The organism is Pedobacter westerhofensis, assembly GCF_900182595.1.
In the GTDB taxonomy this organism is placed as follows: Bacteria; Bacteroidota; Bacteroidia; order Sphingobacteriales; family Sphingobacteriaceae; genus Pedobacter; species Pedobacter westerhofensis.
In genome coordinates this window covers 209,532-230,968 of record NZ_FXTN01000007.1, presented here as the reverse complement: position 1 = coordinate 230,968, position 21,437 = coordinate 209,532, and the positions used below count along the sequence as shown (strand labels likewise).

20 protein-coding genes and 2 tRNA genes are annotated in these 21,437 nt (G+C 42.7%); 3 read left to right on the top strand and 19 right to left on the bottom strand.

Annotated features, from left to right (window positions below):
• Nucleotides 1-14: 14 nt before the first annotated feature.
• Nucleotides 15-1,649: a M28 family peptidase gene (locus tag FN831_RS15135; RefSeq protein ID WP_142529022.1), complete on the top strand. Its 1,635-nt coding sequence runs from the start codon at nucleotides 15-17 to the stop codon at nucleotides 1,647-1,649.
• Here the strand turns inward: FN831_RS15135 and FN831_RS15130 are convergent.
• The 6 genes from FN831_RS15130 to FN831_RS15105 all read right to left on the bottom strand — a co-directional run bounded on the left by FN831_RS15130 (nucleotide 1,642) and on the right by FN831_RS15105 (nucleotide 6,085).
• A complete protein-coding gene (locus FN831_RS15130; protein WP_142529021.1) occupies nucleotides 1,642-1,950 on the bottom strand; it encodes a SelT/SelW/SelH family protein in 309 nt (102 codons plus the stop codon). The two genes, FN831_RS15135 and FN831_RS15130, sit on opposite strands and share 8 nt — an antisense overlap.
• 4 nt (nucleotides 1,951-1,954) lie before the next feature.
• Nucleotides 1,955-2,977, bottom strand: a complete 1,023-nt coding sequence (locus FN831_RS15125) for a WD40/YVTN/BNR-like repeat-containing protein (RefSeq protein WP_142529020.1) — start codon at nucleotides 2,975-2,977, stop codon at nucleotides 1,955-1,957.
• Complete coding sequence (locus FN831_RS15120; protein WP_142529019.1) at nucleotides 2,977-3,408, bottom strand: DUF2147 domain-containing protein; 432 nt, start codon at nucleotides 3,406-3,408, stop codon at nucleotides 2,977-2,979. Before FN831_RS15120 ends, FN831_RS15125 begins: the two co-directional genes overlap by 1 nt.
• Nucleotides 3,409-3,644: 236 nt before the next feature.
• Entirely contained in the window at nucleotides 3,645-4,676 is a 1,032-nt protein-coding gene (locus tag FN831_RS15115; protein WP_142529018.1) for an aldo/keto reductase, read from the bottom strand.
• Between the two features lie 75 nt (nucleotides 4,677-4,751).
• Complete coding sequence (locus FN831_RS15110) at nucleotides 4,752-5,765, bottom strand: LLM class flavin-dependent oxidoreductase (protein ID WP_142529017.1); 1,014 nt, start codon at nucleotides 5,763-5,765, stop codon at nucleotides 4,752-4,754.
• Nucleotides 5,766-6,001: 236 nt separating this feature from the next.
• Nucleotides 6,002-6,085, bottom strand: a tRNA-Leu gene (locus FN831_RS15105).
• Between the two features lie 290 nt (nucleotides 6,086-6,375).
• Here FN831_RS15105 and FN831_RS15100 point away from each other — a divergent pair.
• A complete protein-coding gene (locus FN831_RS15100) occupies nucleotides 6,376-6,789 on the top strand; it encodes a DUF983 domain-containing protein (RefSeq protein WP_142529016.1) in 414 nt (137 codons plus the stop codon).
• Nucleotides 6,790-6,803: 14 nt separating this feature from the next.
• Here FN831_RS15100 and FN831_RS15095 read toward each other — a convergent pair whose 3' ends face one another.
• From FN831_RS15095 to FN831_RS15085, 3 genes are all read right to left on the bottom strand, one after another.
• A complete protein-coding gene (locus FN831_RS15095) occupies nucleotides 6,804-9,152 on the bottom strand; it encodes a TonB-dependent receptor (protein WP_142529015.1) in 2,349 nt (782 codons plus the stop codon).
• A gap of 150 nt (nucleotides 9,153-9,302) precedes the next feature.
• Nucleotides 9,303-9,575 (bottom strand): hypothetical protein, encoded by a 273-nt coding sequence (locus tag FN831_RS15090; RefSeq protein WP_142529014.1) that lies wholly within the window; start codon nucleotides 9,573-9,575, stop codon nucleotides 9,303-9,305.
• Complete coding sequence (locus FN831_RS15085; RefSeq protein WP_142529013.1) at nucleotides 9,556-10,086, bottom strand: RNA polymerase sigma factor; 531 nt, start codon at nucleotides 10,084-10,086, stop codon at nucleotides 9,556-9,558. The genes FN831_RS15090 and FN831_RS15085 overlap by 20 nt, the downstream gene beginning before the upstream one ends.
• A gap of 220 nt (nucleotides 10,087-10,306) precedes the next feature.
• Between FN831_RS15085 and FN831_RS15080 the strand changes: the two genes are divergently transcribed.
• Entirely contained in the window at nucleotides 10,307-11,233 is a 927-nt protein-coding gene (locus FN831_RS15080) for an alpha/beta fold hydrolase (RefSeq protein ID WP_142529012.1), read from the top strand.
• Between the two features lie 158 nt (nucleotides 11,234-11,391).
• On the opposite strand, the gene FN831_RS15075 is transcribed toward FN831_RS15080, so the two are convergent.
• The 10 genes from FN831_RS15075 to FN831_RS15030 form a co-directional block, all read right to left on the bottom strand.
• Nucleotides 11,392-12,309, bottom strand: a complete 918-nt coding sequence (locus FN831_RS15075; RefSeq protein WP_142529011.1) for an NAD(P)-dependent oxidoreductase — start codon at nucleotides 12,307-12,309, stop codon at nucleotides 11,392-11,394.
• A gap of 58 nt (nucleotides 12,310-12,367) precedes the next feature.
• The gene (locus tag FN831_RS15070; protein WP_142529010.1) at nucleotides 12,368-13,141 is read right to left on the bottom strand and encodes a hypothetical protein; all 774 of its coding nucleotides are present in this window, start codon (nucleotides 13,139-13,141) and stop codon (nucleotides 12,368-12,370) included.
• Between the two features lie 11 nt (nucleotides 13,142-13,152).
• Nucleotides 13,153-13,371: a hypothetical protein gene (locus FN831_RS15065; RefSeq protein WP_142529009.1), complete on the bottom strand. Its 219-nt coding sequence runs from the start codon at nucleotides 13,369-13,371 to the stop codon at nucleotides 13,153-13,155.
• Nucleotides 13,372-13,636: 265 nt separating this feature from the next.
• Nucleotides 13,637-14,143, bottom strand: coding sequence for a hypothetical protein (locus FN831_RS15060; protein WP_142529008.1), 507 nt, complete (start codon nucleotides 14,141-14,143; stop codon nucleotides 13,637-13,639).
• A 6-nt stretch (nucleotides 14,144-14,149) separates the two neighbouring features.
• The gene (locus tag FN831_RS15055) at nucleotides 14,150-15,154 is read right to left on the bottom strand and encodes a hypothetical protein (protein ID WP_142529007.1); all 1,005 of its coding nucleotides are present in this window, start codon (nucleotides 15,152-15,154) and stop codon (nucleotides 14,150-14,152) included.
• A 273-nt stretch (nucleotides 15,155-15,427) separates the two neighbouring features.
• On the bottom strand, nucleotides 15,428-16,267 hold the full coding sequence (locus FN831_RS15050) for a type IV secretory system conjugative DNA transfer family protein (protein ID WP_317132088.1): 840 nt from the start codon (nucleotides 16,265-16,267) through the stop codon (nucleotides 15,428-15,430).
• Between the two features lie 806 nt (nucleotides 16,268-17,073).
• A tRNA-Leu gene (locus FN831_RS15045) sits at nucleotides 17,074-17,157 on the bottom strand.
• A 59-nt stretch (nucleotides 17,158-17,216) separates the two neighbouring features.
• Entirely contained in the window at nucleotides 17,217-17,978 is a 762-nt protein-coding gene (locus tag FN831_RS15040; protein WP_142529006.1) for an MBL fold metallo-hydrolase, read from the bottom strand.
• Nucleotides 17,979-18,066: 88 nt separating this feature from the next.
• Nucleotides 18,067-18,714, bottom strand: a complete 648-nt coding sequence (locus FN831_RS15035; protein WP_142529005.1) for a LolA family protein — start codon at nucleotides 18,712-18,714, stop codon at nucleotides 18,067-18,069.
• Nucleotides 18,715-18,721: 7 nt separating this feature from the next.
• Nucleotides 18,722-21,403 carry a DNA translocase FtsK gene (locus tag FN831_RS15030; RefSeq protein ID WP_142529004.1) on the bottom strand — a complete coding sequence of 894 codons (2,682 nt, stop codon included), beginning with the start codon at nucleotides 21,401-21,403 and terminating at the stop codon, nucleotides 18,722-18,724.
• Between the last annotated feature and the right edge of the window lie 34 nt (nucleotides 21,404-21,437).

The window sequence follows — 21,437 nt, the reverse complement described above, 5'->3', positions numbered from 1 at the left end:
CAAATCCCTGCCCCATGAAATCCTTCAAGAGAACAGTCTTTTTATCTGTAACAGCCCTGATAGCCTTTAATAGCACATTCGCTCAGCAAATCATCTTGAGCGGGAATGTGAAAGAAGCTATGGGCCAGGTGCAGCCTGATCAGATCAAAGCTGATATTACCTACCTTGCAGATGACAAACTGAAAGGCCGTATGCCCGGCACGGAGGGTTATCAGATGGCAGTGGATTATGTGACCGCCCGTTTAAAATCATTATCGGTACAGCCTTCCGGCGAAAATGGCAGCTGGCTGCAGAAAGTGAACCTTCGCCGTGCCTTTGTGCATGATGCAGTATTGTCGTTAAGTGGCGGCCAGCTTAATCAGAGCACTACTGCTGGCAAAGATAGTTATTCCGTTTACCCCAACCCTTCGCAGCCTGCCATTAAACAGTCTTCAGGCCTGGTATTTGCTGGCTATGGCATCAGTGAGCCTGGTTTGGGGTACGATGATTATCAGGGTATAGATGTGAAAGGAAAAACCGTAGTGATCATGCGCGGTGCCCCTGAAAAATTTCCTTCCTCAGTAGCTGCCCATGTAATGAACACCCGTATGTTGCTCAAAGTAGCGGCTGCCCATGGTGCCACAGGCATAGTCATTGGCAACCCTGATAGTCAGATCAGCACACTGCCAGACTTTAGCAGTGGGGTATATAGTGTGATCGATGGAATGGGAAAAGTTGTGATATCACAAAGTTACTTTTCCAGCCAAATCGGATTCCTGGCGCTGCTGAGGTATGAGGTGCTCAATTCTTTCTTTGAATCAGCAGGAAAATCCCTTACAGCAGTAATCCGGCAACTCAAAGGCGGTGAACCAAATTCCTTTCAGATTCCTCAGGTAATCAATGTATCGTTCACAACTACTTATAAGGATATCGTCAGTTATAATATCGTAGGAAAAATTACAGGATCTGACCCCGTTTTGCGGAAAGAATATGTGGTACATAGTGCGCATCTTGACCATCTGGGTATCGGCAAACCCGTAGCAGGTGATTCTTTGTACAACGGAGCGCACGACAATGCCTCTGGCGTGGCCAGCTTACTGGAAATCGCCGGTATCTATAAAGACCTTAAGGTAAAACCTAAACGCTCCGTTTTAATTGTGATGGTTACCGGAGAAGAAATGGGCACACTTGGCTCAGCTTATTTTGCATCACACCCCACTGTACCTGCAAAGAGCATGGTGGCAGATGTAAATACAGATATGCCTACGATTATTGCGCCCCTGCTTTCTATCACGGCTTTAGGGGCGGAGCATTCATCCCTGAGCAAACAGGTAAATGAAGCCGCAGCGTATCTCGGATTAAGTGTAGAACCAGACCCGGAGCCACAGCAGGCACGTTTTACCAGGAGCGATCAGTATAGTTTTGTATTGGCGGGAGTACCTGCGCTGCATATCAAATATGGCAGCAAAACACCGGATGGCAAAAACAACCTGAACGAGACTGTAGCAGTATGGCGTGCAAAATACTACCATAAGCCCCAGGACGATATCAATGGGACGTTTGATTTTGAAGCCGGAAAAAAGTATGCACAGTTAAATTTCCTGATAGGATATCTGGTTGCGCAGGAAGCCGCAAGGCCTTTTTGGAATAAGGGGGATATATTTAGGTAGTTTCACCGGAATGCCCGGCTTTATCAGAATGCCCGAGGCTTTTCTCGGGGCTTACCACATCGCGGACGATCTGTTTAAGTTCCTTGATCTCGGGGAAACGCCCTTTATCTTTCCTGTCGAAAACGGTTTCTCCGTTAATGCGGACGATAAAAGTACCGCCAGTTTCACTGGGCTGCAACATTACGCCATGAAGTTCATCAGTAAAGGTGGTAAGCAGCTCCTGGGCCATATAGGCAGAGCGGAGCATCCATCCGCATTTAGGGCAATATTCTATACTGATCGTTGGCTTTGATATGGTCATCTGCTTAATTGAATTTTACTTTGAATGAATAGATCAGTCCCTTATTTCCTGCCAGCAGTACCAGGCTGCCCTTCTTTGCTTTTTTGATCGCGTTGAAGCTCTCGTCCGAAATATGGTACCAGTTTTGTCCGCCATCCCTTGAAACATCAGTTCCGGAAGTACCAGTGGCGAAGCAGTTCTTCGCATCATACCAGATCACTCCTGAGCGGTACCCAAAAACAGGGCGTGAGGGTTTGTTCCAGGATTTTCCGCCGTCTCTGGTCAGCAATATATTATTTGTATTTTCTTTATCCTTCAGATAGTCGCCCCCCACTACAATACCCTGACCGGCATCATAAAAATCCATAGAAAATACACCTGTACTGTTCTGTCCCTGCAGGATGGGGCAGTCGTATCTGCGCCAGTTCTGCCCAAAGTCGTCAGAAGTATAGATATTCGATTTGGTACCACCTGTGGCAATCCATACTTTACCGCCGGGCAGGGTCTTGATTGTAGTTCCGCTGGCCGCAAAACCGGCTTCGCCACTGGCTGTCTGCAGTTTCAATGCCTGGCTTGATTCTTTCCAGGTATGCCCGCCATCATTGGTGATCAAAAGCTGCAGATGGTTTTGAATGGGATCGCCAAAGATGATCCCATTTTTTTCGTCCCAGAAATCCATGCCATCCAGGAATATTGCTGAATCGGCATTTTTATAATTCTCTGTCCAGCTTTTCCCGCCATCTTCGGTACTCAGGATATATGCCGGAGAACCTGCATTTACGATCACCGCACGATTGTCATCAAAGGCTTCAATATCACGGAAGTCGAGCTTCTCATAGCCCTTAGGCCTGGTCCACTTCCATTTTTTCCCTCCGTCTGTAGTTCTGCCAACAGCACCATTGCTTCCGCTTACCCAGGCGATGCTGTCAGAAACAACTGAGATACCCCTGATACTGGTATTGGCCGCCGTAGTTAAAGATCCCAGTTCATAGGTTTGTGCAAAACCGGAAAGAGGAAAGAACAGCACTAAAAAAAGGATGATCCTCATTATTTAACCCTCTTCCAAACTTCAGATCTTCCAATTAATGAAATGCCCACGTAACCCCTCATATTTAATTCTTCATTGTCCTTAATATTCATATTACAACTATAAGTTTTCCCCGACTTAGGGTCATATATTTTACCCTCCGTCCATTTGCCATCGTCATATACAAAATCCTTTAAAATTTCCATGCCTAAGATTGGCTTGCTGCGCAAACGGGCATCAGGATTTTTTAAATCCGTTTTCACAATTCCTTTTTCGTCTTTCTCTGTTTTTAACCAGACGATCTTACCGTAATACTTTACACCCTTTTTAAAAATCTCTACATGCGCTTCACCGGTAGAATTGATCCACTGCCCCAAAATAGCGTCTTTATTTTGTGCAAAACCAGTAAAAGATATCGCCGTAAACAACAATAACATTGAAATGTATCTCATAAGTTTATATTTAGTTCAGGCTAATTTAAGAAAAAAAAAGGAAGTAAGCAGACAGCAATGCCAGGGCGGCAACCTGTCTGCTTATTTTGATTTGCCTTAGAAAAAAAAAGGAAGTAAACAGACAGCAATGCCGGGGCGGCAACCTGTCTGTTTATTTTGATTTGCCTTAGAAAAAAAAAGAAAATAAACAGACAGCAATGCCGGGGCGGCAACCTGTCTGTTTATTTTGATTTGCCTTAGTATAATTCCGGTACCGGATTGAGGACGGTATCCTGTCTCTGGTGCCAATAAGGATAAACTGGTTCAGAAGCACTTGCTTCATCAAGTTTTTTCACCTGTGCTGTGCTGAGGTTCCATCCTACCGCTTCAAGGTTGTGTACCAGCTGCTCTTCGTTTCTTGCACCAATGATAATATTTGAAACTGTGGGGCGCTGCAATAGCCAGTTGATCGAAACCTGTGCGATGCTTTTTCCTGTTTCTTCTGCAACCTCGTCGAGCGCATCTACAATAGTATACAAACGTTCTTCATTTAAAGCAGGTCCGTGATGACCGCCTTTCTGGTCGCGGCTGTCGGCCGGACGAGGCTGGTTACGCCTGTATTTTCCGGAGAGCTTTCCTGATGACAAAGGGCTCCATACAATAGTGCCTATATTCTGGTCTACGCCAAGTGGCATCAGTTCCCATTCGAACTCCCTGTCCAGCAGGGAATAGTAGGCCTGGTGGGCAATATATTTGGACCATCCGTACTTTTCAGATGCAGAAAGCGACTTCATCAGGTGCCATCCTGAAAAATTTGAGCAGGCAATATAACGCACTTTACCGCTTTGGATCAGGTTGTCGAGGGTCTTCAATGTTTCTTCCACCGGAGTATTCCCATCAAAACCATGCATATGATAGATATCAATATGATCGGTTTTCAGTCTTTTCAGGCTGTCTTCACATTGCTTGATCAGCTGCAGGCGGGAAGATCCATAATCATTTGGGCCGTCGCCCATTTTAAAAGTAGCTTTAGTTGAGATCAGTACCTGGTTACGGATTCCCTCCAGTGCCTGGCCCAGGATCTCTTCAGCTGTACCGCGCGAATATACATTTGCCGTATCAAATAAGGTTACGCCGGCATCCAGGCTAATATTTACCAAACGTTTTGCCTCATCCAGTTGTGTTTCGCCCCAGGCTTTAAAAAACTCATTTCCACCTCCAAAAGTTGCGGTACCAAAACTCAATACGGGTACCTTAAGGCCCGATGCGCCTAATTGTCTGTATTCCATTCTATATAAATTTAGTAAGGTTTATTCCGGCCGGGTAGTTCAGGCCCGACCGGTAGTTCATTGTTTAGCAACCGGTTAGTTCAGGACCGGTACGCTAACTTTTTTGATCACGTCAGCAAAAATTTCATAAGAGTGCAGCCTGGCCTGGTGATCATAAATATGCGAAGTCACCATAAGCTCATCTACTTTTGTCTGCTCCATAAAAGACTGCAGGTCTTCGCGGATGGTTTCAGGGCTGCCAATAAATGAGCAGCCGAGCATCTGCCCTACGGCTTCGGCCTCCTGTGCATTCCAGATATCATCCATACTATCTACCGGCGGCTGTAAGAGCCGGCGCCTTCCGGTAACTACACCCATAAAGAATTGCAGTAAAGAAGTAACCAGCCTGTTTGCTTCAGCATCTGTATCCGCAGCAACTACATTGACACAAGAAATCACGTAAGGTTTCTGCAGCGTAGCCGAAGGTTTAAAGTTCTGACGATAGATGTTGATCGCCGTTAAAAATTGTGCCGGCGCAAAGTGGCTTGCAAAGGCATAAGGAAGCCCTTTTTCTGCGGCAAGCCTTGCGCTATCCGTGCTGGAGCCTAATATCCAGATCGGGATATCCAGTCCTTCGCCGGGTATGGCACGTACCTGACTGCTTGCGTTATCATCTGAAAAATAAGTTTTTAACTGCTCTACATCCTCGGGGAAATCATGCGCGGCATTAAAGCGGCTTCCCCTGATGGCCATAGCTGTAACCTGATCTGTACCGGGTGCCCTGCCAAGGCCAAGGTCTATCCTCCCGGGATATAAGGAAGCCAGGGTTCCAAACTGTTCTGCAATAACCAGCGGAGAATGGTTGGGAAGCATAATCCCGCCTGATCCTACCCTGATTGTTTTTGTTCCGCCTGCAATGTATCCGATCAGCACAGATGTAGCGGAACTTGCTACACTGATCATATTGTGGTGTTCTGCCAGCCAATATCTTTTATATCCCAGTTCTTCTGCATACTGAGCCAGTTCGAGACTGTGACGAAAGGTATCTTCAGGCGTTTTGCCTGCAACTACTGTTGCTAAATCTAATACTGAATATGTAATTCCGGCCATGTTATAATTTCGTTTATTTTATACTTAACCGGCAGCTGGATCCGCGGTTTTTATAAAATTAGAGAATATATAGGGTAAACATTGGCTGAAACTAAAGATTTGACTTTACGTACAGATGTTGTTTATTATAGCTCCCCCGGGTCTACAGGCCTAAGCCAGTTGCTGAAACCTGATGGACACCATCAAAAAAAAACCGCCTAATATCTTAAATATTAGACGGTTTAATGCACTTAACGTGCCCGAAGAGAGACTCGAACTCTCAAGGATCTTACTCCAACGGCTTCTGAGACCGCAACGTTTACCAATTTCGCCATCCGGGCATTGACAAACACTTAGAGCATCCTGTCGTGGCGACAAATGTAGCATTATTTCTTAAATGATGTAAAGTTTTTAAGAAAAAACCTTCGTCCAATTGATCATTAACGGCGTTCTTTACAGGAAGAACCGACTATCATCCTGAAAATTAATGAAATAACTTTAGGCCAGAGAGAAAAAACGGCACCAGAATTTTTATGAAACAAACGCCTCCCGTACACTGTTCAACGTATAATTACCGGAACTCAGCAAAAATTAATGGTAGTAATGGTGATGAATAGTTAAGTTTACATATATGAACCCTCCCATTACAAAACTACAGGCCGTAATCCAATGCAAATGTCCAAGATGCAGAAAAGGCGATATCTTTTCCGGGAAGATGTATTCCCTGTCTTTCAAAGGTCAGGTGACTAATGAATATTGCCCGCACTGCAACCTGCGCTTTGAAAGGGAACCAGGTTTCTTCTATGTATCTATGTTTATCAGCTATGCTATGAATGTAGCAGAAATGATTACGGTAAGCGTTGCTGCTTATATTTTGGGCTTGCCACTGATCTACGATAATCTGTGGTATTATGTAGGGCTGTTGTTCCTTACTGTGCTCGTTTTTTCGCCATTTAATTACCGCTACTCCAGGGTTATGCTGCTGCACTGGCTTACGCCTGATCTTGGATATGTACCCGGCAGCGGTGATCAGATCAGTCAGTAATATTTATTTTCCTCTTAAAACCTGAAAGCGATATTGCCGATAAACTGGCCCGGCGTAAATGGCGATCCATTCATGTCCCAGGCCTTTTCGCTGGTAATGTTGTTTACTTTTGCAGATAGTGTCCATTTAGGGAGGTCATAAAATATCGTAGCGTCTATCATGGTGTACGCCGGAAGAACAAATGTGTTTGCGGCATCAAAATATGATTTACCTACATAGTTTGCACCCAAACCTGCTCCAAAACCAGTTGCAGCCCCTTTAACAATCCTGTAACTGACCCATCCGTTTGCAATATCATATGGGCTCGAGGCAATATTCTTACCGGTATTGGCCGTTGCCTTCAGCAACTTATTTTGATTATGGCCATATCCGAGCACCAGGTTTAAGCCCGGGACAGGGTTGGCGATCAGATCAGCTTCATACCCCTTACTGCGCTGTTCTCCATCCTGAAAACTATATAGTCCGGCAAATCCGTCCCTGATGGCCGACTCCGTTCTGATGAGATTGGAAACTCTGATATCGTAATAGCTGAGCGTAGCATTGAGTTTATTTCCAAACAAGTCAAGTTTGGCACCTCCTTCCCATTGATTTGCCTGTTGTGGCTTAAATGAGGCTATTGTGCTATTTGGCTGCGCGACCGGCGCTATATTCTGAAAGCCGTTCATATAATTGGCGAAAATGGAGATCCTCTCTTTTAGCGGCTGGTAAATCAGTCCCAGCTTGGGCGAGAAGGAGTTCTGACTATATTTATCCGTTGGTGCAATACCATTGAGGGTAGTTCCTTTATTTACAAAACGGTCGGCCCTTACGCTGAGCATTGCATACAGCCGGTCGCTTAAACTGAGTACATCAGATACATATAGTGCGTATTGTCCCTGTACTGCCCGGGCTGAAGTCATCGGTGGCACAGCGGCTATTTTATTATATACACTGGTCAGGGAAAGGGCCGGTGTATTCCGGAGTACATTCACCGTATCGTAATCGAGTGCTTTATAATTCTGGAAAGTGGTGTTAAACAGATAGGCATCAAGCCCGGCAACCAGACGGTGCCTCACCGTTCCTGTATGAAAATCACCATTAAAGTTCTGCTGGATATTTACAGAGTTAAAGTTCCTGGGCCGCTGCAGGTTCACAGACCTGCGAATGGTGGTGTCAGTTAGCCAAAAGGCATTGATCGCACTGTAATTGTCCCAGCGGCCATTGCTAAAAGCAATCTGTGTAAGCGATTTCCATTTGTCGGTGATCTTATACTCAGCCCTGGTAAATACATTGGTGCTGTTCTGGCTGATCATGGTCTCATCTGTTGTTAAAGATTTACGGTAATCAAGTTTCAGGTCTTTGAAATTTCTGACAGTAACTGCCGCACCAAAGACGGGATAAATAGGTGTTACCCTGTTTACTTTGTAAAATTCTGCATCAAACAAAAATGAGAGACGCGAATTTACTTTATATAAAAGCGAAGGCGCTGCGGATGTACTGCGTTCAAAACCATAATCCTGAAAGCTATGCTGCTGGTGCGTTGCCGCATTTACCCTAAATAACACAGTTTTTTCTTTGTTAAGCGCTGTATTCACATCAGCGGTGAGCCGGCTGAGCCCAAAATTGCCCAGCGCATAGCTCACTTCTCCTTTTGTCTCTTCAAAAGGTGTCTTTGTTGCCCTGTTCACCAATCCGCCAAAGCTGATCAGGCTCGATCCGAACAAGGTACCGGAAGGGCCTTTCAGCACTTCGATCCTTTCAATATTCACCGGGTCAAGGCCCAGGTATTGCTGGGCAGCCAAACCATTTCGTAAATAGCTTCCGGCATAGTAGCCGCGGATCCTGATATAATTACCGCCGTTGGGAGCTGTTGTTGCAATTACGCCGGGCACATTTTTAAAAGCGCTTTTATATTCTGTAACCACCTGCTCCCGTAAAAGCTCTTTAGAAACGACTGTGTAAGCTTGTGGGTTTTCCAAGTTTTTGACCGGCAGGCGTGCAACAGATTCTGTTTCCTTTTTTGCAAACCTGTTTGGCTTGCCGCCGCTGACCTGAACTTCGAGCAGCTGATGGCTGTCTTCATAAAGGATAAAATCAACGGTGGTGGTTTTCCTTCTGTTTACAATTATCTCTTTCCTCTGTGAGACCAATCCTACTGCTGTAATACAAATGGTATAATTTCCTGGTTCTATATGAACAAATTCATATTCGCCATTGTCATTTGACAATGCGATCCGCGGTGTACCTTTCAGCATAACGGAAAGATTTACAGCAGGGCGATGATCTGAAGTAGTTACTCTTCCCCTGATCCTGCCACGATTCTGGGCAATGACAGCACAGGAAAAGAAGCAGCACAGCACGATTACCGGTAAAGATATTTTCATATGAATTACAAATGGTTAGATAGGAAATCTAATTAATAAATTTCATTATAAAACAACTGTATTCAAAATGTCGTCTAAAGAGTGCAAGTATCTACATAATCGTAGAATAAGATCGATAATGAGCCTGTTAAGCCTGCGTTCCTGGTGCCGTTAATCCTTTTTAAAAAACTGAGCAATGCGTTTTATAAATCCCTGATGTTGTGGTGCAGCAGCAAGTTTGGCCTGCACTGCAGCAATTTCTTCTTTGATCTTTTTCCGGCCGTATTGCCTGATCATTGCATATGTGTTTTCCTGATGTCGCATATCAGAGACCAGATCGCTGTCTAATAGCATATTTGCTTCAAACAAAAGCGAGTCCTCAGGCACCATTCTGCCAGACAGAAAATCATCGATCGCTTTGATCTTATTCAATGAAGTCCGCATAGTTCAGTGAGTTTTGTTTAACAGTTTCCCTAACCTTTTCGAGGCATTTATATTTTGCTACCGTTGCAGAGTGCGTACTTGAATATCCAAACACCGCCGCCAGGTTACCAACTGGCAAATGATCGTAATAACAGGCTTTCAGCAATTCCAGACACTTCTTTCCGGCAGTTTGGAGATAGCGCATTATTTTGTCCGAAGCAAGTTGTTCATCCGGTACATTTACGGCGTCAAAATCTGCCAGAGGCTGGTTCTTACTGCTCACTTTATAGCGCTGCAACCATATGTTCCTGGCAACACCCAAGAGGTAAGCTTTTTCGTTTACAATAATTTCAGGCTTTGCCGCTGATACTTTTTCATAATAGATGACCAGCGCGTCCTGGAAAATATCCTGTGCCTCTTCAAGCGTGCCGCCCATCTTTGCGATGTGGCGTGCAACGGGGGAAAAAGCCTTTATATAAAGCGCCATAAAAAATGTTTCACGCGCTTCGATACTCGAAAGGTTACTATTCATGGTTAGTGAGGGTTTACTACTATGTGTAATTTAAAGACCAAATATCACCCACGAAAGTACAAATATTTTTAAAAGCTTTTAAGGTTGTACAGGTTCAGTATAATTAGTAAATTGTGTTGCTAACATCTAATTATCAGACTGTTATTTGCTGTTCTCCATCAGAACCCCAAGCCGTATGAAAATCAAATTTTTTGTAACTACAATCTAAATCATAGGAAACATGAAAACAATCTCAAAGATTAAACCCCTGCTGATGATTTTGCTATTTATAGCAATAACAGACAGTGCAATGGCGGCAGCTCCCGCCAATCCACCATCAAACTTTAAACATGAGTATGCTACGGTAAATGGTGTAAAAATCCACTATGTGATTGGGGGCAAGGGCGAGCCATTACTATTGGTTCATGGATTTGGCCAGAACTGGTACATGTGGAACCGCTTGCTCCCTGAACTTTCCAACCACTTTACCGTGATTGCCCCTGATCTGCGCGGAGTGGGTGAATCCGAAAAAACTACGGGCGGCTATGATAAAAAGAATATGGCCCTGGACCTGCATGAACTGATGAAGAAGCTGGGCTACAGTCACATCAGCCTGGCCGGCCATGATATTGGACTGATGGTAGCTTATTGCTATGCTGCGCAGTTTCCCGCGGACGTAAAAAAACTGGCGCTGATGGATGCGCTGTTACCTGGTATTGAACCCGTATGGAGCCAGGTTAAAGCACAGGCCTGGTGGTTTGGATTTTTTGGGCAGCCCCATTCCGGAGAGCTTGTTTCGGGCAAGGTAGGGTTATTCTTTACCGATTTCTGGCCTGTTGTGGGCTTTCAGAAAAACGCTTTTACTACAGCGGAGACCGCCGAGTTTATCAGGTCTTATTCCGTACCCGGTGCAACCACAGGGGCATTCCACTGGTTTGGTTATTTTGATGAGGATGCAAAGGATAATGTTGAGTTTGCGAAACATAAGCTGCCGATGCCGGTTTTGGCAATGGGTTCAGATCATTTTGCGGCACCATTTCTGGCAACGCACACCAGACTGGTGGCAGACCACGTAGAAGAATCGGTGATCAAAGATTCCGGGCATTGGATAGTGCAGGAAAATACGCCGCAGGTTCAGAAAGACCTGCTTGATTTTTTTCTGAAATAACGCTCTGAAGTATTTCTCACTGGCATACCGGTATGTAAAACAAATAGGATATATCATTGATGATATTGAGCCTCTGAGAATTGAATATTTGAAAGCGCTCCCTTAGAGGAGTATAGGTAAGAATAGAACAAAGAGGCTGATCATACAGCCTCTTTGTTCTATTTGTTGATCATATTTATCACAGTTGCTTCGTCAAGAGAAGAGCCGGCATCACTTGCAGCTTTAAACCACAATGTTGCAGTTTTCCCCAATGGAACCGGACTTTGAACGCTTTCAGCAAGTTTTAAACCATAAATTGCGTCTTTATGCCTTAGGGATGTAGTGAATAAAGGGTCTTCGGAAAAAGTAAGTTCCGCCATCTTTCGAGTGTATCTGATCACCTGCGGACTGGCGGCCGCACTGCTTTCAATTGCTTCTATAACAGCTTCTCTATCCATGCCAAGCCTATCCGACAGGGCAAGGCCTTCTGCTAAAGCGGCAATCTGCACTGCTCCCATCAGGTTAATGATAAGCTTGTAGGCTGTGCCAGTACCTACTGCTCCAAAATATCGGATATTTTCTGATAAATCCTTAAGCACAGGTTTAACAATTTCTAAATGCTCGGCGTCGGCTCCAACTAATAGCGTTAATTTACCGTTAGCAGCAGCATCCGGTAGTCCGGTTACCGGGCAGTCTATGTAGCGAAAACCCTTTTCCTTTGCAATAGTGGAAATGCCAGCTACATGATCAGCAGATAACGTTGAACATTCAATTACGAATGCGTCGGGACGTAACGTTTCAAAAGCCCCAAATTCAGCCATCCAGACTGCAGAGGATGCTTCATCATCTGCTACCATAGAAATTACAAAAGACGCTTCAGATGCGGCTAATGCTGGAGTTTCCGCCCATATAGCTCCTCTGTTAATTAATTCTTCAGCTTTTGAATAACTACGGTTCCAAACGACTACGGTATATCCACATTGTAATAAACGGGAAGCGATTCCATATCCCATTTTTCCCAAACCTAAAACAGCAATTTTTTTCATGTGCATCTTTATTTGGCTCCAAGGTATAATTAAAAATCCCTCTCTACTCATCGTAAAGAAGGATTTAATTTACTTCGGCAGTACCGAAGTTTTTTTGAAAATTGTACCCTTATAATTTTCTAATGCCTTGTCTTTTGAATTTATCAATTAAGACCCTTATTTTTTGTTCATCAGGAACACCTATTTCAGAGATTTCAAAGGTATGAGTATACTTCTTGACATCATATTCAAGGCCTGGAAATGCACCCTTTTTTACAGGATTGAAGACCATAATTGCTTTATATAAGAAGAATTGGTCAGGTCTTTTTTCCTTTATTAAATATGAAAAAGCCAAAGGCTTTTTACGATAATAAAAATAAGATGAGTCCGGCTCTTGAACACCAGTTCTTCTATCTACGAATTTCTCTATTAAAATCCCTTTTTTCTTATCTGAAATCACGTTTATAAAGTCCACATTTTTACTTTTTACGCCATAAAAAAAGGCAGGTATTCTTAGAAAATCGTTTATTAAAGAGTCTACAAAATAGCGTTTACCTATAGAGGAAGTTGCGGAATCATAGAGTAAACCGTACTTTTCTCCTCGTCTGCAAATATAATAAGCATAAGTTGTATCTACCTTTATCTTGGTTGGCGCTTCGTTCATCCTTCCAGTGACTGATGTTTTAGTGTATGGCGAACGTAATACAACATAATCATTGTCATAAATTATATCTGGCGTTTTATGAAAAATCAAAATATCCCCGCTACTGTGCGGCACCTGAAATATAGTGGTTATATGCAATGCCTTCATTTTAGTTGTATCAGTATTAGCGGAGAAGCCATAAGAGTTTACAAAACTAAAAACCAGCTCTATTATCAAAAGTCTTTTCAAAACGATTTTCATATTTTACCCATTTATACCGCAAAAGTCTTTCTCACATCTTCAAATGGAGAAGTGGTTACTTCAAATTCAAAAGGCGCACCCCCACAATATACAGTTAATCTTACTCTAAAATTTAGTTCCACATAAGCTGCACTGACATTGAACAAACCTGCATCAGGCGCATTTATATCAGCATAGGTGAGGGTATATGCAGTGGTAGTTCCTGCTAATGTAATTGATTGATGAACCATGTCTGTCCATTGCCATGTACTACCGACCTTTTCCTGTGTCCCTAAATCAAGACTTTCATAACGCCATATACCAAGAGGCCCACTATAAGGTATCCATGTAAACTGTATTGTCCTATGAGTTGTGTCAATATCTGTAATTGAGCTTGATATTAAAGAAGTACTCGGGCCAGAACCAATTACAAGTCCTGATGCATAACCATAGCATCCGCCTCCACCTCCACCTGGATCTCCACCAGGAAACGGATCGCCACCTTATAAATGGTAATCAATTTATTAATATTTTCCTCTCAACTTTTTCTTTAAAAATGATTGTTATTGTTGGCAATAAAGTCAACTCTTGCGGAACATCGTAATATTGTATGTATGGCTTTAAAAGGGGCTTAATATCGGGATTATATTGTTCTAATTTTTTCCTGGAAGCTAAGCTGTCAGAAATCACAAAAAAGGTAATCTCGAAATTTTGTTCTGGAATTCCTGGTTTAATATTCCATTTACCACTTGACTTTTCTATAACTGCTTTTGCTGTTATAAAAAAAAGGTCATCTGGCTTAAGTAAATTATGAATAGATGTAACTTTGCCTTCATTTGAAACTGAAAAACTAACCGTAGAGAATCCAAACCTTGGATTCGCAGCTAGTATGAGTGGAACCTCTACGTGTGTAAAGAATTTGACTACTGAACTGTCTCTATTGTCGTAATAAATTTTGATCGGTTGTTGCGCTACAGCATTAAGAGTGAGTAATAACAGAAAAAAAATAAAGATTGCTTTCATAGCTTATTAATTTAAACATTTTGTGGTATATGGTGCAGGAACCTTTTTTTCAGAGACAACTTTAGCTGCGGCGTTCTCGATCGTTATGGTAAAGTTATTAGCACTATTAATAGAGTTGAGTAATGTCTCAAATGTTGGCTTAAAGTCCGGCGAAGGCACATTCCCATCAGTATATAGGGAACCAATAGCCAACTTATAATAATCTTGAAGTGATTTATTGCGCGGGCTAATGTCAGTGGATTGGACGGCTAAAGCAATTTTATCAATATAGGAGGCTAATATAGTTAAATGATCCCTCCCATTATCGTCCGCCGACTTTTTGGCAAAGTAGCTCAATCTCTCCAACAATGGCTTCGACTCATCATTTATGATCCCATAAGCAGCGAATTGTCTTACTGTATTTAAATATGCGTGAATCATCTCGTGTACCATTATACTTTGAATTAGGGCAGGAGACGACTGAATCAACATTTGTCTATTTAGATAGATCGCTGAGCTTAAGCTTTCATTTTGAAAACCAGGAACTGTTTTGCCAAACACAGTTACGCCGCTCTGCCCAGTAGGAGTCCAAGCGAGACTTGTACTGTCAAACCAATACAATTTAGGATTAACGCCTGGAGCACCTGCGGTTTCTGTAATAAATGGCAATAAGAGTTCATTCACTGCGGGGTAATGGCTCAAATCCAGAAGCATAGAATATACACAAGGAAAATTCTTTTTCAGACTATCAGGTTTAATATCCACTTTAACTGGTGAGGCAATTATTAGTCCACCGCTATTTGAGCTTTGACTAGGCGTAAAACATACTGAATACATTAAGTCCCTGGAAGTGGATATCAATTGATCTCCAACCCAATTTTCGGAAACCCACCATGTTTCAACACAGACTTGCTTCAGGGGTTCTGTCATGACTTTTCGTTCATTTTTAGGTACATCTGTTGCGATATCGGTTTCTAGCTGACTGCTTTTTTTGCAGGAATTGGAAAAAACTATAATTAATAAAAATGCCATGTACAATTTAATACAGTCGAGAGATGAGTTTAGTTTAATAGTCATATTAAGAGTTTATTTGATTAATGTCCTCAGTGTAATTTTCATTGTTCAAACATAAATTAGCTCTAATAGAAATATTAAATTCATTAAACACGAACAATTCACTCAAATTATAAATAGATTTACATTTTAAAAACTCTATTACGTGAAGCGTTTAATAACCGTTGTAAATTAATATATACTGCATGTGAAATTGGATTACAATAATCAGCGAAATTCACTAGTATTTATCTAATATTCGTTTACACCTGGCAGCAATTGATTTTCGGAAGAATCCATATTTACAATATTGTCATTGGTATCTGAAGCATTGCCAACGTCCTGATTTCTTGCTACAATCCTTTGAAACTCTTCATTCAACAATCTTTCAATATCAGCTTTTATGCTGCTGTAATTTTCGATTAAATCAGAATAGGTTACGTTATCAACGATTGGAATATCTTTGTAACTTTCCTCCTCACTAGCAATTGATTCATGACCGTTTTGAATTTCTGAATGAGACATTTTCAATGTTATCATTTGATCCGGATTGTCAGCTACAATGCCGACGAAGTCACCAGATGATAAGTCTGAAATTTTTGCAGCAGGTATCGCATAATCCAACTGGCTTGATCTGGATATTGAGGTATCAGAACTATTAATACTGGTACTTTGCCTATGCTGCAAAATTTTACCGAAATTTTCACTCAATTTTTTAGCTGTATCACCCATTGCTTGCCCACTAATCACATTTCCAACAATATTAACAATCACATCAGCTTGCTCTGCACCATAATCTTTCTTGAGTTGATCATAATGCACTGCCAGGGTGCAACTCACACGGTCTGATCTGCTAGTAGACAGAAGAGCATCCATGCCAGTAAAATAGATTGTTGGGAATTCATCAAAAATTAGACTACCCTTAAGTCGGCTTTTACGATTTACAAGCTTCATTATACGAGAAATATATAGCGAAAGAACCGCGCCATATATTTGGATTTTCTGGGGATTGTTTGCCACACAAACGATTTTCGGCTCCTCTGGATTATTAATGTCAAGAGTAAAGTCATTTCCACTTAAAACATAGTACAACTGGGGAGAAGAAAGTCAGGCCAGACCAATTTTAGCCGAGGCGAGCTGGATAATTACAGAAGCTGAGTATTGGCTAGCCCAACGTTTGCTAAGTTCTAAGAGGCCTGTGAAAGTGCGTAAAGATAAAGAATTTCCGTTGAGAGGTCTACTCAAGTGCTGGTGTGAGCAAAGCATGACCGCAGGTTGGTCTATAGGCTCTAAACAATATCATTTATATTACAGGTGTATAAAGCATACAAATGTCAATACCCCCGGTGCTAAATTGCATGAAGAGTTTGATCAATTATTGAAACAATTGAGATTTGACGAGAATCAAATAAACTTCCTAATTGAGGGGGCGAAAGCACTATTGCAAAACCGCTTCAGCAGAAAAAAGAAATAACCAATCAGAGAATAAAAGAATTAAAAAGTGTGAATGATAAGATCATAAGTTTAGAAGATAAGTCTCTAAATAACGATATTAACAGTTCAACATATCAATCGTGGCCAAAAAAACTTAAAGAGGAAAAATCCATTTTAGAATATGAATTAAAACCTCGTTCAAAAATAGTTCAAGACGACGACGAGATAGTGCTGCGGATATTACCAAACTTATCGAATCTGTTTGGGATTTATGATAAATGCAACGTCACGCAGAAACATGCTATCGTTCGCGGGGTGTTCAAAGATAATCTGGTTAACGCTGGGGGGCAGTTTAGAACTAATTATATCGACCCTACATTTCATCATAACGTACTGAATACCAACGAAAAAGGATTGCTTTTTTATGAGCAATCCTTTCAAAAGTTGAACGAAAAATCGTTAAGTACCCGAGAGCAGATTCGAACTGCCACGCCGTTGCCAGCACCAGCCCCTCAAGCTGGCGCGTCTACCAATTTCGCCACCCGGGTAGGTTTCTGCTGCAAATATATATTTATTCGGAATAGTTTTGACACCTAATTTAAAAAAACTACAACTCAATCTGCAGGCCATCATAAGCCAGCCTGATATTCGCAGGCAGTTCTGCCTCGATATCAGCGTGTTTGCCCAGATTATGGCTCATATGAGTAAAATAAGTAGTTTCTGCCCCGATATTCTCCGCAAAGGCAATTGCTTCGTCCAATGTGAAGTGAGAGATATGCTCCTCTTTCTGCAAAGCATTTACTACCAGGATCTTTGTACCCCTGATTTTATCTACAGTAGCCTGCGGAATTGTCTTGGCATCAGTGATGTAAGTGAAGTCACCAATCCTGTAGCCCAGAATAGGCAGCTTGTAGTGCATAATGTCCAGGGGGATAAACTCCGTCCTGCCGATGCAGAACTTCACTCCGGTAACGGTATGCATATTGATTTGGGGAACCCCCGGATATACCTTTTCTGCAAAAATATAGGAGAATTCTTTTTTTAAGGCTTCCTGTACACGTTCTGTAGCATAGATATCGATATTCTTTTTCAGCAGATAATTAAATGGCCTGATATCATCCAGTCCCGCTACATGGTCTTTATGTTCGTGTGTATAAACAATGGCATCAAGATCTTTCACTTTTGCCCTTAGCATCTGATACCTGAAATCAGGGCCACTGTCAATCACAATAGTTTTATCTTCAGTTTCAAGCAAAACGGAGACCCGCAGACGTTTGTCCCTGGCATCGTCTGACTGGCAAACTTCACATCCGCAGGTGATCACAGGAATCCCCTGCGATGTACCGGTACCCAGAAATGTGATTTTCAAAATGCGGAAGTTAAAGTCATAATTCCAAAATTAACAAAAAAAGGGCTAAGACAATTTGCCTCGGCCCTTTTTTATCAATTATATTTTATCAGCGAAGGTCTACTACTTCAACTCCCGGATATTTCTTGGCATCAAAGCCAAAAGTTCCGGCAGGAACCTTCACGTTGGGGACGAAAGTCTTTACCACGTACGTGTACTTATTGCCGTTTTTATCAAAGATCACCACATTGGCAATCTGGTGGGCGATCTTATCAATACCAAGCCTGATCTTAAAATACGACTTTTTAGTGTCCACAGGGGAAAGATCTATCATCTGGTAAGTCTTTGTGCCTTCCTTCTTTTCACCGGTATACAGGTATTTAAAACCCTTCTCATACAGCGTAAATATCCCTGCAGGATTCAAAGCATCACCGCTGTTGTCAACTGCAGAAACCTGTATTTCCTTATCCTTTTTAAGATAAGTCCACTGGCTCTTGCCGTCACTGATCATATCCTGCTCATTCATCACCACCTTATATTTATTGGCGGCAGACTGTACAATCAATGTTCCCTGCTGGGTATCCTTTTCTTTGTTCTGAGGATTTTCCAGGGTAAAGACAAAAGTAGCCTTTACAACATCATACGCTTTATATTTCTTACTTGCTTCCGCTAATATGGTCTTTGCTTTTGCATCGGTCTGGCTAAATCCGGAAATGTACATTCCCGATAGTGCCAGCAACACTAGGATCTTCTTCATTTGGTTCTTATTTCTTCAGATTAGTCAAGAACTGTTCCAAAGCATAATCATCGGGCAGCAATACCTCTCTGGCCTTGCTTCCTTCAAATGGCCCTACTACTCCTGCGGCTTCCAGCTGATCAATAATCCTGCCCGCCCTGTTATAGCCCAGTTTCAGCTTGCGCTGGATGAGCGACGTAGAGCCCTGCTGATGCATAACGATCAGTCGTGCAGCATCTTCGAACATGGAATCCCTGTCGTCAGGATCAAAATCAGCCTTTGCAGATTCTGCAGCCTCATCAAGATATTCGGGTAACTGGTAAGCTTCAGGGTAGCCGCGCTGGTTACCAATAAATTCGGAGATACGGTCAACCTCAGGTGTATCCACAAAAGCACACTGTAACCTGATGAGATCGTTGCCAGTAGACAATAACATGTCTCCGCGACCAATTAACTGGTCTGCACCACCACTGTCGAGGATTGTCCTGGAATCGATCTTAGACAACACCCTGAAGGCAAGCCTTGCCGGGAAGTTGGCTTTGATTGTACCTGTAATGATATTCACAGAGGGGCGCTGCGTAGCCAGCACCAGGTGGATCCCTACCGCACGTGCCAGCTGGGCCAGACGGGCAATCGGAGTTTCTACTTCCTTACCTGCCGTCATCATCAGATCGGCAAACTCATCCACTACCAGTACAATGTACGGCAGGAAACGGTGCGAGTTGTTCGGGTTCAGCTTCCGTTTAATGAACTTTTCATTGTATTCTCTCAGGTTCCTCACCTGTGCATCTTTCAGCAGGTCATAGCGCTGGTCCATTTCGATACATAGTGAATTCAAAGTATGGATTACCTTTTTGGTATCTGTGATAATTGCATCTGCCTCTCCCGGAAGTTTTGCCAGGAAATGGCGTTCAATCTTATTAAAAAGTGTAAGCTCTACCTTTTTGGGGTCAACCAGCACAAATTTGAGTTGTGAAGGATGTTTTTTATAGAGCAGGGATACAAGAATAGCATTGATACCCACCGATTTACCCTGACCTGTTGCACCCGCAACCAATAAATGGGGCATTTTTGCCAGGTCGGCGATATACACCTCATTGGAAATCGTCTTGCCCAGCGCAATAGGCAGGTCCATATCCGTCTTCTGGAATTTCTCTGTAGCCAGGATGCTGCGCATGGACACCATCTCAGGATGCATGTTCGGTACCTCGATACCAATTGTGCCTTTTCCGGGCATCGGAGCGATAATACGTATTCCAAGGGCTGCCAGGCTCAGGGCAATATCATCTTCGAGATTCTTGATCTTCGAAATCCTTACCCCCGGTGCCGGGATAATCTCATAAAGCGTAACCGTTGGCCCGATCGTGGCCTTGATCTTGTCGATCTCTATATTATAATGGTTAAGCGTCTCAACGATCTTATTTTTATTCGCTTCAAGCTCATCGGCATTGACAGAAATTTTGTTGGAGCCGTAATCCTCCAGTAAGTCTATCGATGGATATTTATAACTGGCCAGGTCCAGTGTAGGGTCATAGTTTCCAAACTGTTCTACCAGTTCCTCAGATTTTTTATCCTCATCACTTTTCTCAATCGTGAGCTGCGGTTCTGGTTTCACATCTTCGTAGATGATCTCAGAAATCGGTTCCACAATCGGCGAAAGAATAATAGGCGCATTTCCTGTCAGATTCAATACAGGTGGTACAACAGGCGGAATCAGGTCTTCCTCTTCCAGCGGTGCATTTTCAAAGCGGCTTGGGGTTAATACGATATTTTGCTGTGTCTTTTTACGCTGATTAGCGAGACGGTCATTCAGTGTAAATTCAACCTCCCCCGGATTTTTATCCAGTTCAATATTATCTGGCATGGCCGTATGTCCCCTCACCACGTGATTAGCCAGGGCTGCCTCTTCTTCCCTTTCCGCACGCTGTTCAGCAAAGCGTTCGGCAACAGCTTCGGCAGGAAAATGATTGCCCAATTCAGCAGCTTCAGGTTCTTCATCTTCCTCCTGGCGCTGTTTACGTTCAGGAAGTTTAAAGTCTATATTATAGGCTATAATTAAAATAGTTAGTCCCAGAAAGGCAATCAGCCCTCCTACTCCGGTAATACCGATCTGCGCAACCAGCAGCCTGTTGCTCCAGTAACCTACCTCACCTTCGAGGTAATGCGGTGCATCCGAGAAAAAGGAATGAAAAAATCCAAAGGTAAGCGACAGGAACAGCAGGAAAAACAAGCTGTAACCCAGCGTCTTCTCCAGTGCAAATATTTTGACCTTGAATAACAGGCGGTAGCCAATCACAAAAAAGATAAAAACAAATATAAAAGAGGCTACCCCAAACCATTCATAAATAAACTGGTGCGACAGCAAAGCACCAAATTTGCCCAGCCAGTTCTGTACAACCGTAGGGATATTGTTTTGCTGAAGTTCTTCCAGAGTTTTGAACAGGTTGCTCCATCCGCCGTTGGCATCGATCACATAGCTGTAGTCTTCCTGCCAGGTAAACAGGTAAGAAGTAAAAGCAACCAGGAAATAGATGGCGAGGATCAGAAAAAACAGGCCTGCAATTTTCAGTACACGTTCATTCTGAAAGTTCAGTGAAGGCATTCGGTCAAACAGTTCTCTGGGTGGTTTGGCCGATGTTCTTGAACCCTGCCTCTCCCCTTGTTCGTTTTTGAATGAATTAGATTTAAATTGGTTTCCCCTTACCGACATTTTGCGTAACTCTAGTATTAAACAACAAATATAA

What these genes read in the sequence shown, in the direction of transcription:
- FN831_RS15135 (WP_142529022.1), top strand. Translation starts at nt 15, where the DNA reads ATGAAATCCTTCAAGAGAACAGTCTTTTTATCTGTAACAGCCCTGATA.
- FN831_RS15130 (WP_142529021.1), bottom strand. Translation starts at nt 1,950, where the DNA reads ATGACCATATCAAAGCCAACGATCAGTATAGAATATTGCCCTAAATGC.
- FN831_RS15125 (WP_142529020.1), bottom strand. Translation starts at nt 2,977, where the DNA reads ATGAGGATCATCCTTTTTTTAGTGCTGTTCTTTCCTCTTTCCGGTTTT.
- FN831_RS15120 (WP_142529019.1), bottom strand. Translation starts at nt 3,408, where the DNA reads ATGAGATACATTTCAATGTTATTGTTGTTTACGGCGATATCTTTTACT.
- FN831_RS15115 (WP_142529018.1), bottom strand. Translation starts at nt 4,676, where the DNA reads ATGGAATACAGACAATTAGGCGCATCGGGCCTTAAGGTACCCGTATTG.
- FN831_RS15110 (WP_142529017.1), bottom strand. Translation starts at nt 5,765, where the DNA reads ATGGCCGGAATTACATATTCAGTATTAGATTTAGCAACAGTAGTTGCA.
- FN831_RS15100 (WP_142529016.1), top strand. Translation starts at nt 6,376, where the DNA reads ATGAACCCTCCCATTACAAAACTACAGGCCGTAATCCAATGCAAATGT.
- FN831_RS15095 (WP_142529015.1), bottom strand. Translation starts at nt 9,152, where the DNA reads ATGAAAATATCTTTACCGGTAATCGTGCTGTGCTGCTTCTTTTCCTGT.
- FN831_RS15090 (WP_142529014.1), bottom strand. Translation starts at nt 9,575, where the DNA reads ATGCGGACTTCATTGAATAAGATCAAAGCGATCGATGATTTTCTGTCT.
- FN831_RS15085 (WP_142529013.1), bottom strand. Translation starts at nt 10,086, where the DNA reads ATGAATAGTAACCTTTCGAGTATCGAAGCGCGTGAAACATTTTTTATG.
- FN831_RS15080 (WP_142529012.1), top strand. Translation starts at nt 10,307, where the DNA reads ATGAAAACAATCTCAAAGATTAAACCCCTGCTGATGATTTTGCTATTT.
- FN831_RS15075 (WP_142529011.1), bottom strand. Translation starts at nt 12,309, where the DNA reads ATGAGTAGAGAGGGATTTTTAATTATACCTTGGAGCCAAATAAAGATG.
- FN831_RS15070 (WP_142529010.1), bottom strand. Translation starts at nt 13,141, where the DNA reads ATGAAAATCGTTTTGAAAAGACTTTTGATAATAGAGCTGGTTTTTAGT.
- FN831_RS15065 (WP_142529009.1), bottom strand. Translation starts at nt 13,371, where the DNA reads ATGGTTCATCAATCAATTACATTAGCAGGAACTACCACTGCATATACC.
- FN831_RS15060 (WP_142529008.1), bottom strand. Translation starts at nt 14,143, where the DNA reads ATGAAAGCAATCTTTATTTTTTTTCTGTTATTACTCACTCTTAATGCT.
- FN831_RS15055 (WP_142529007.1), bottom strand. Translation starts at nt 15,154, where the DNA reads ATGGCATTTTTATTAATTATAGTTTTTTCCAATTCCTGCAAAAAAAGC.
- FN831_RS15035 (WP_142529005.1), bottom strand. Translation starts at nt 18,714, where the DNA reads ATGAAGAAGATCCTAGTGTTGCTGGCACTATCGGGAATGTACATTTCC.
- FN831_RS15030 (WP_142529004.1), bottom strand. Translation starts at nt 21,403, where the DNA reads ATGTCGGTAAGGGGAAACCAATTTAAATCTAATTCATTCAAAAACGAA.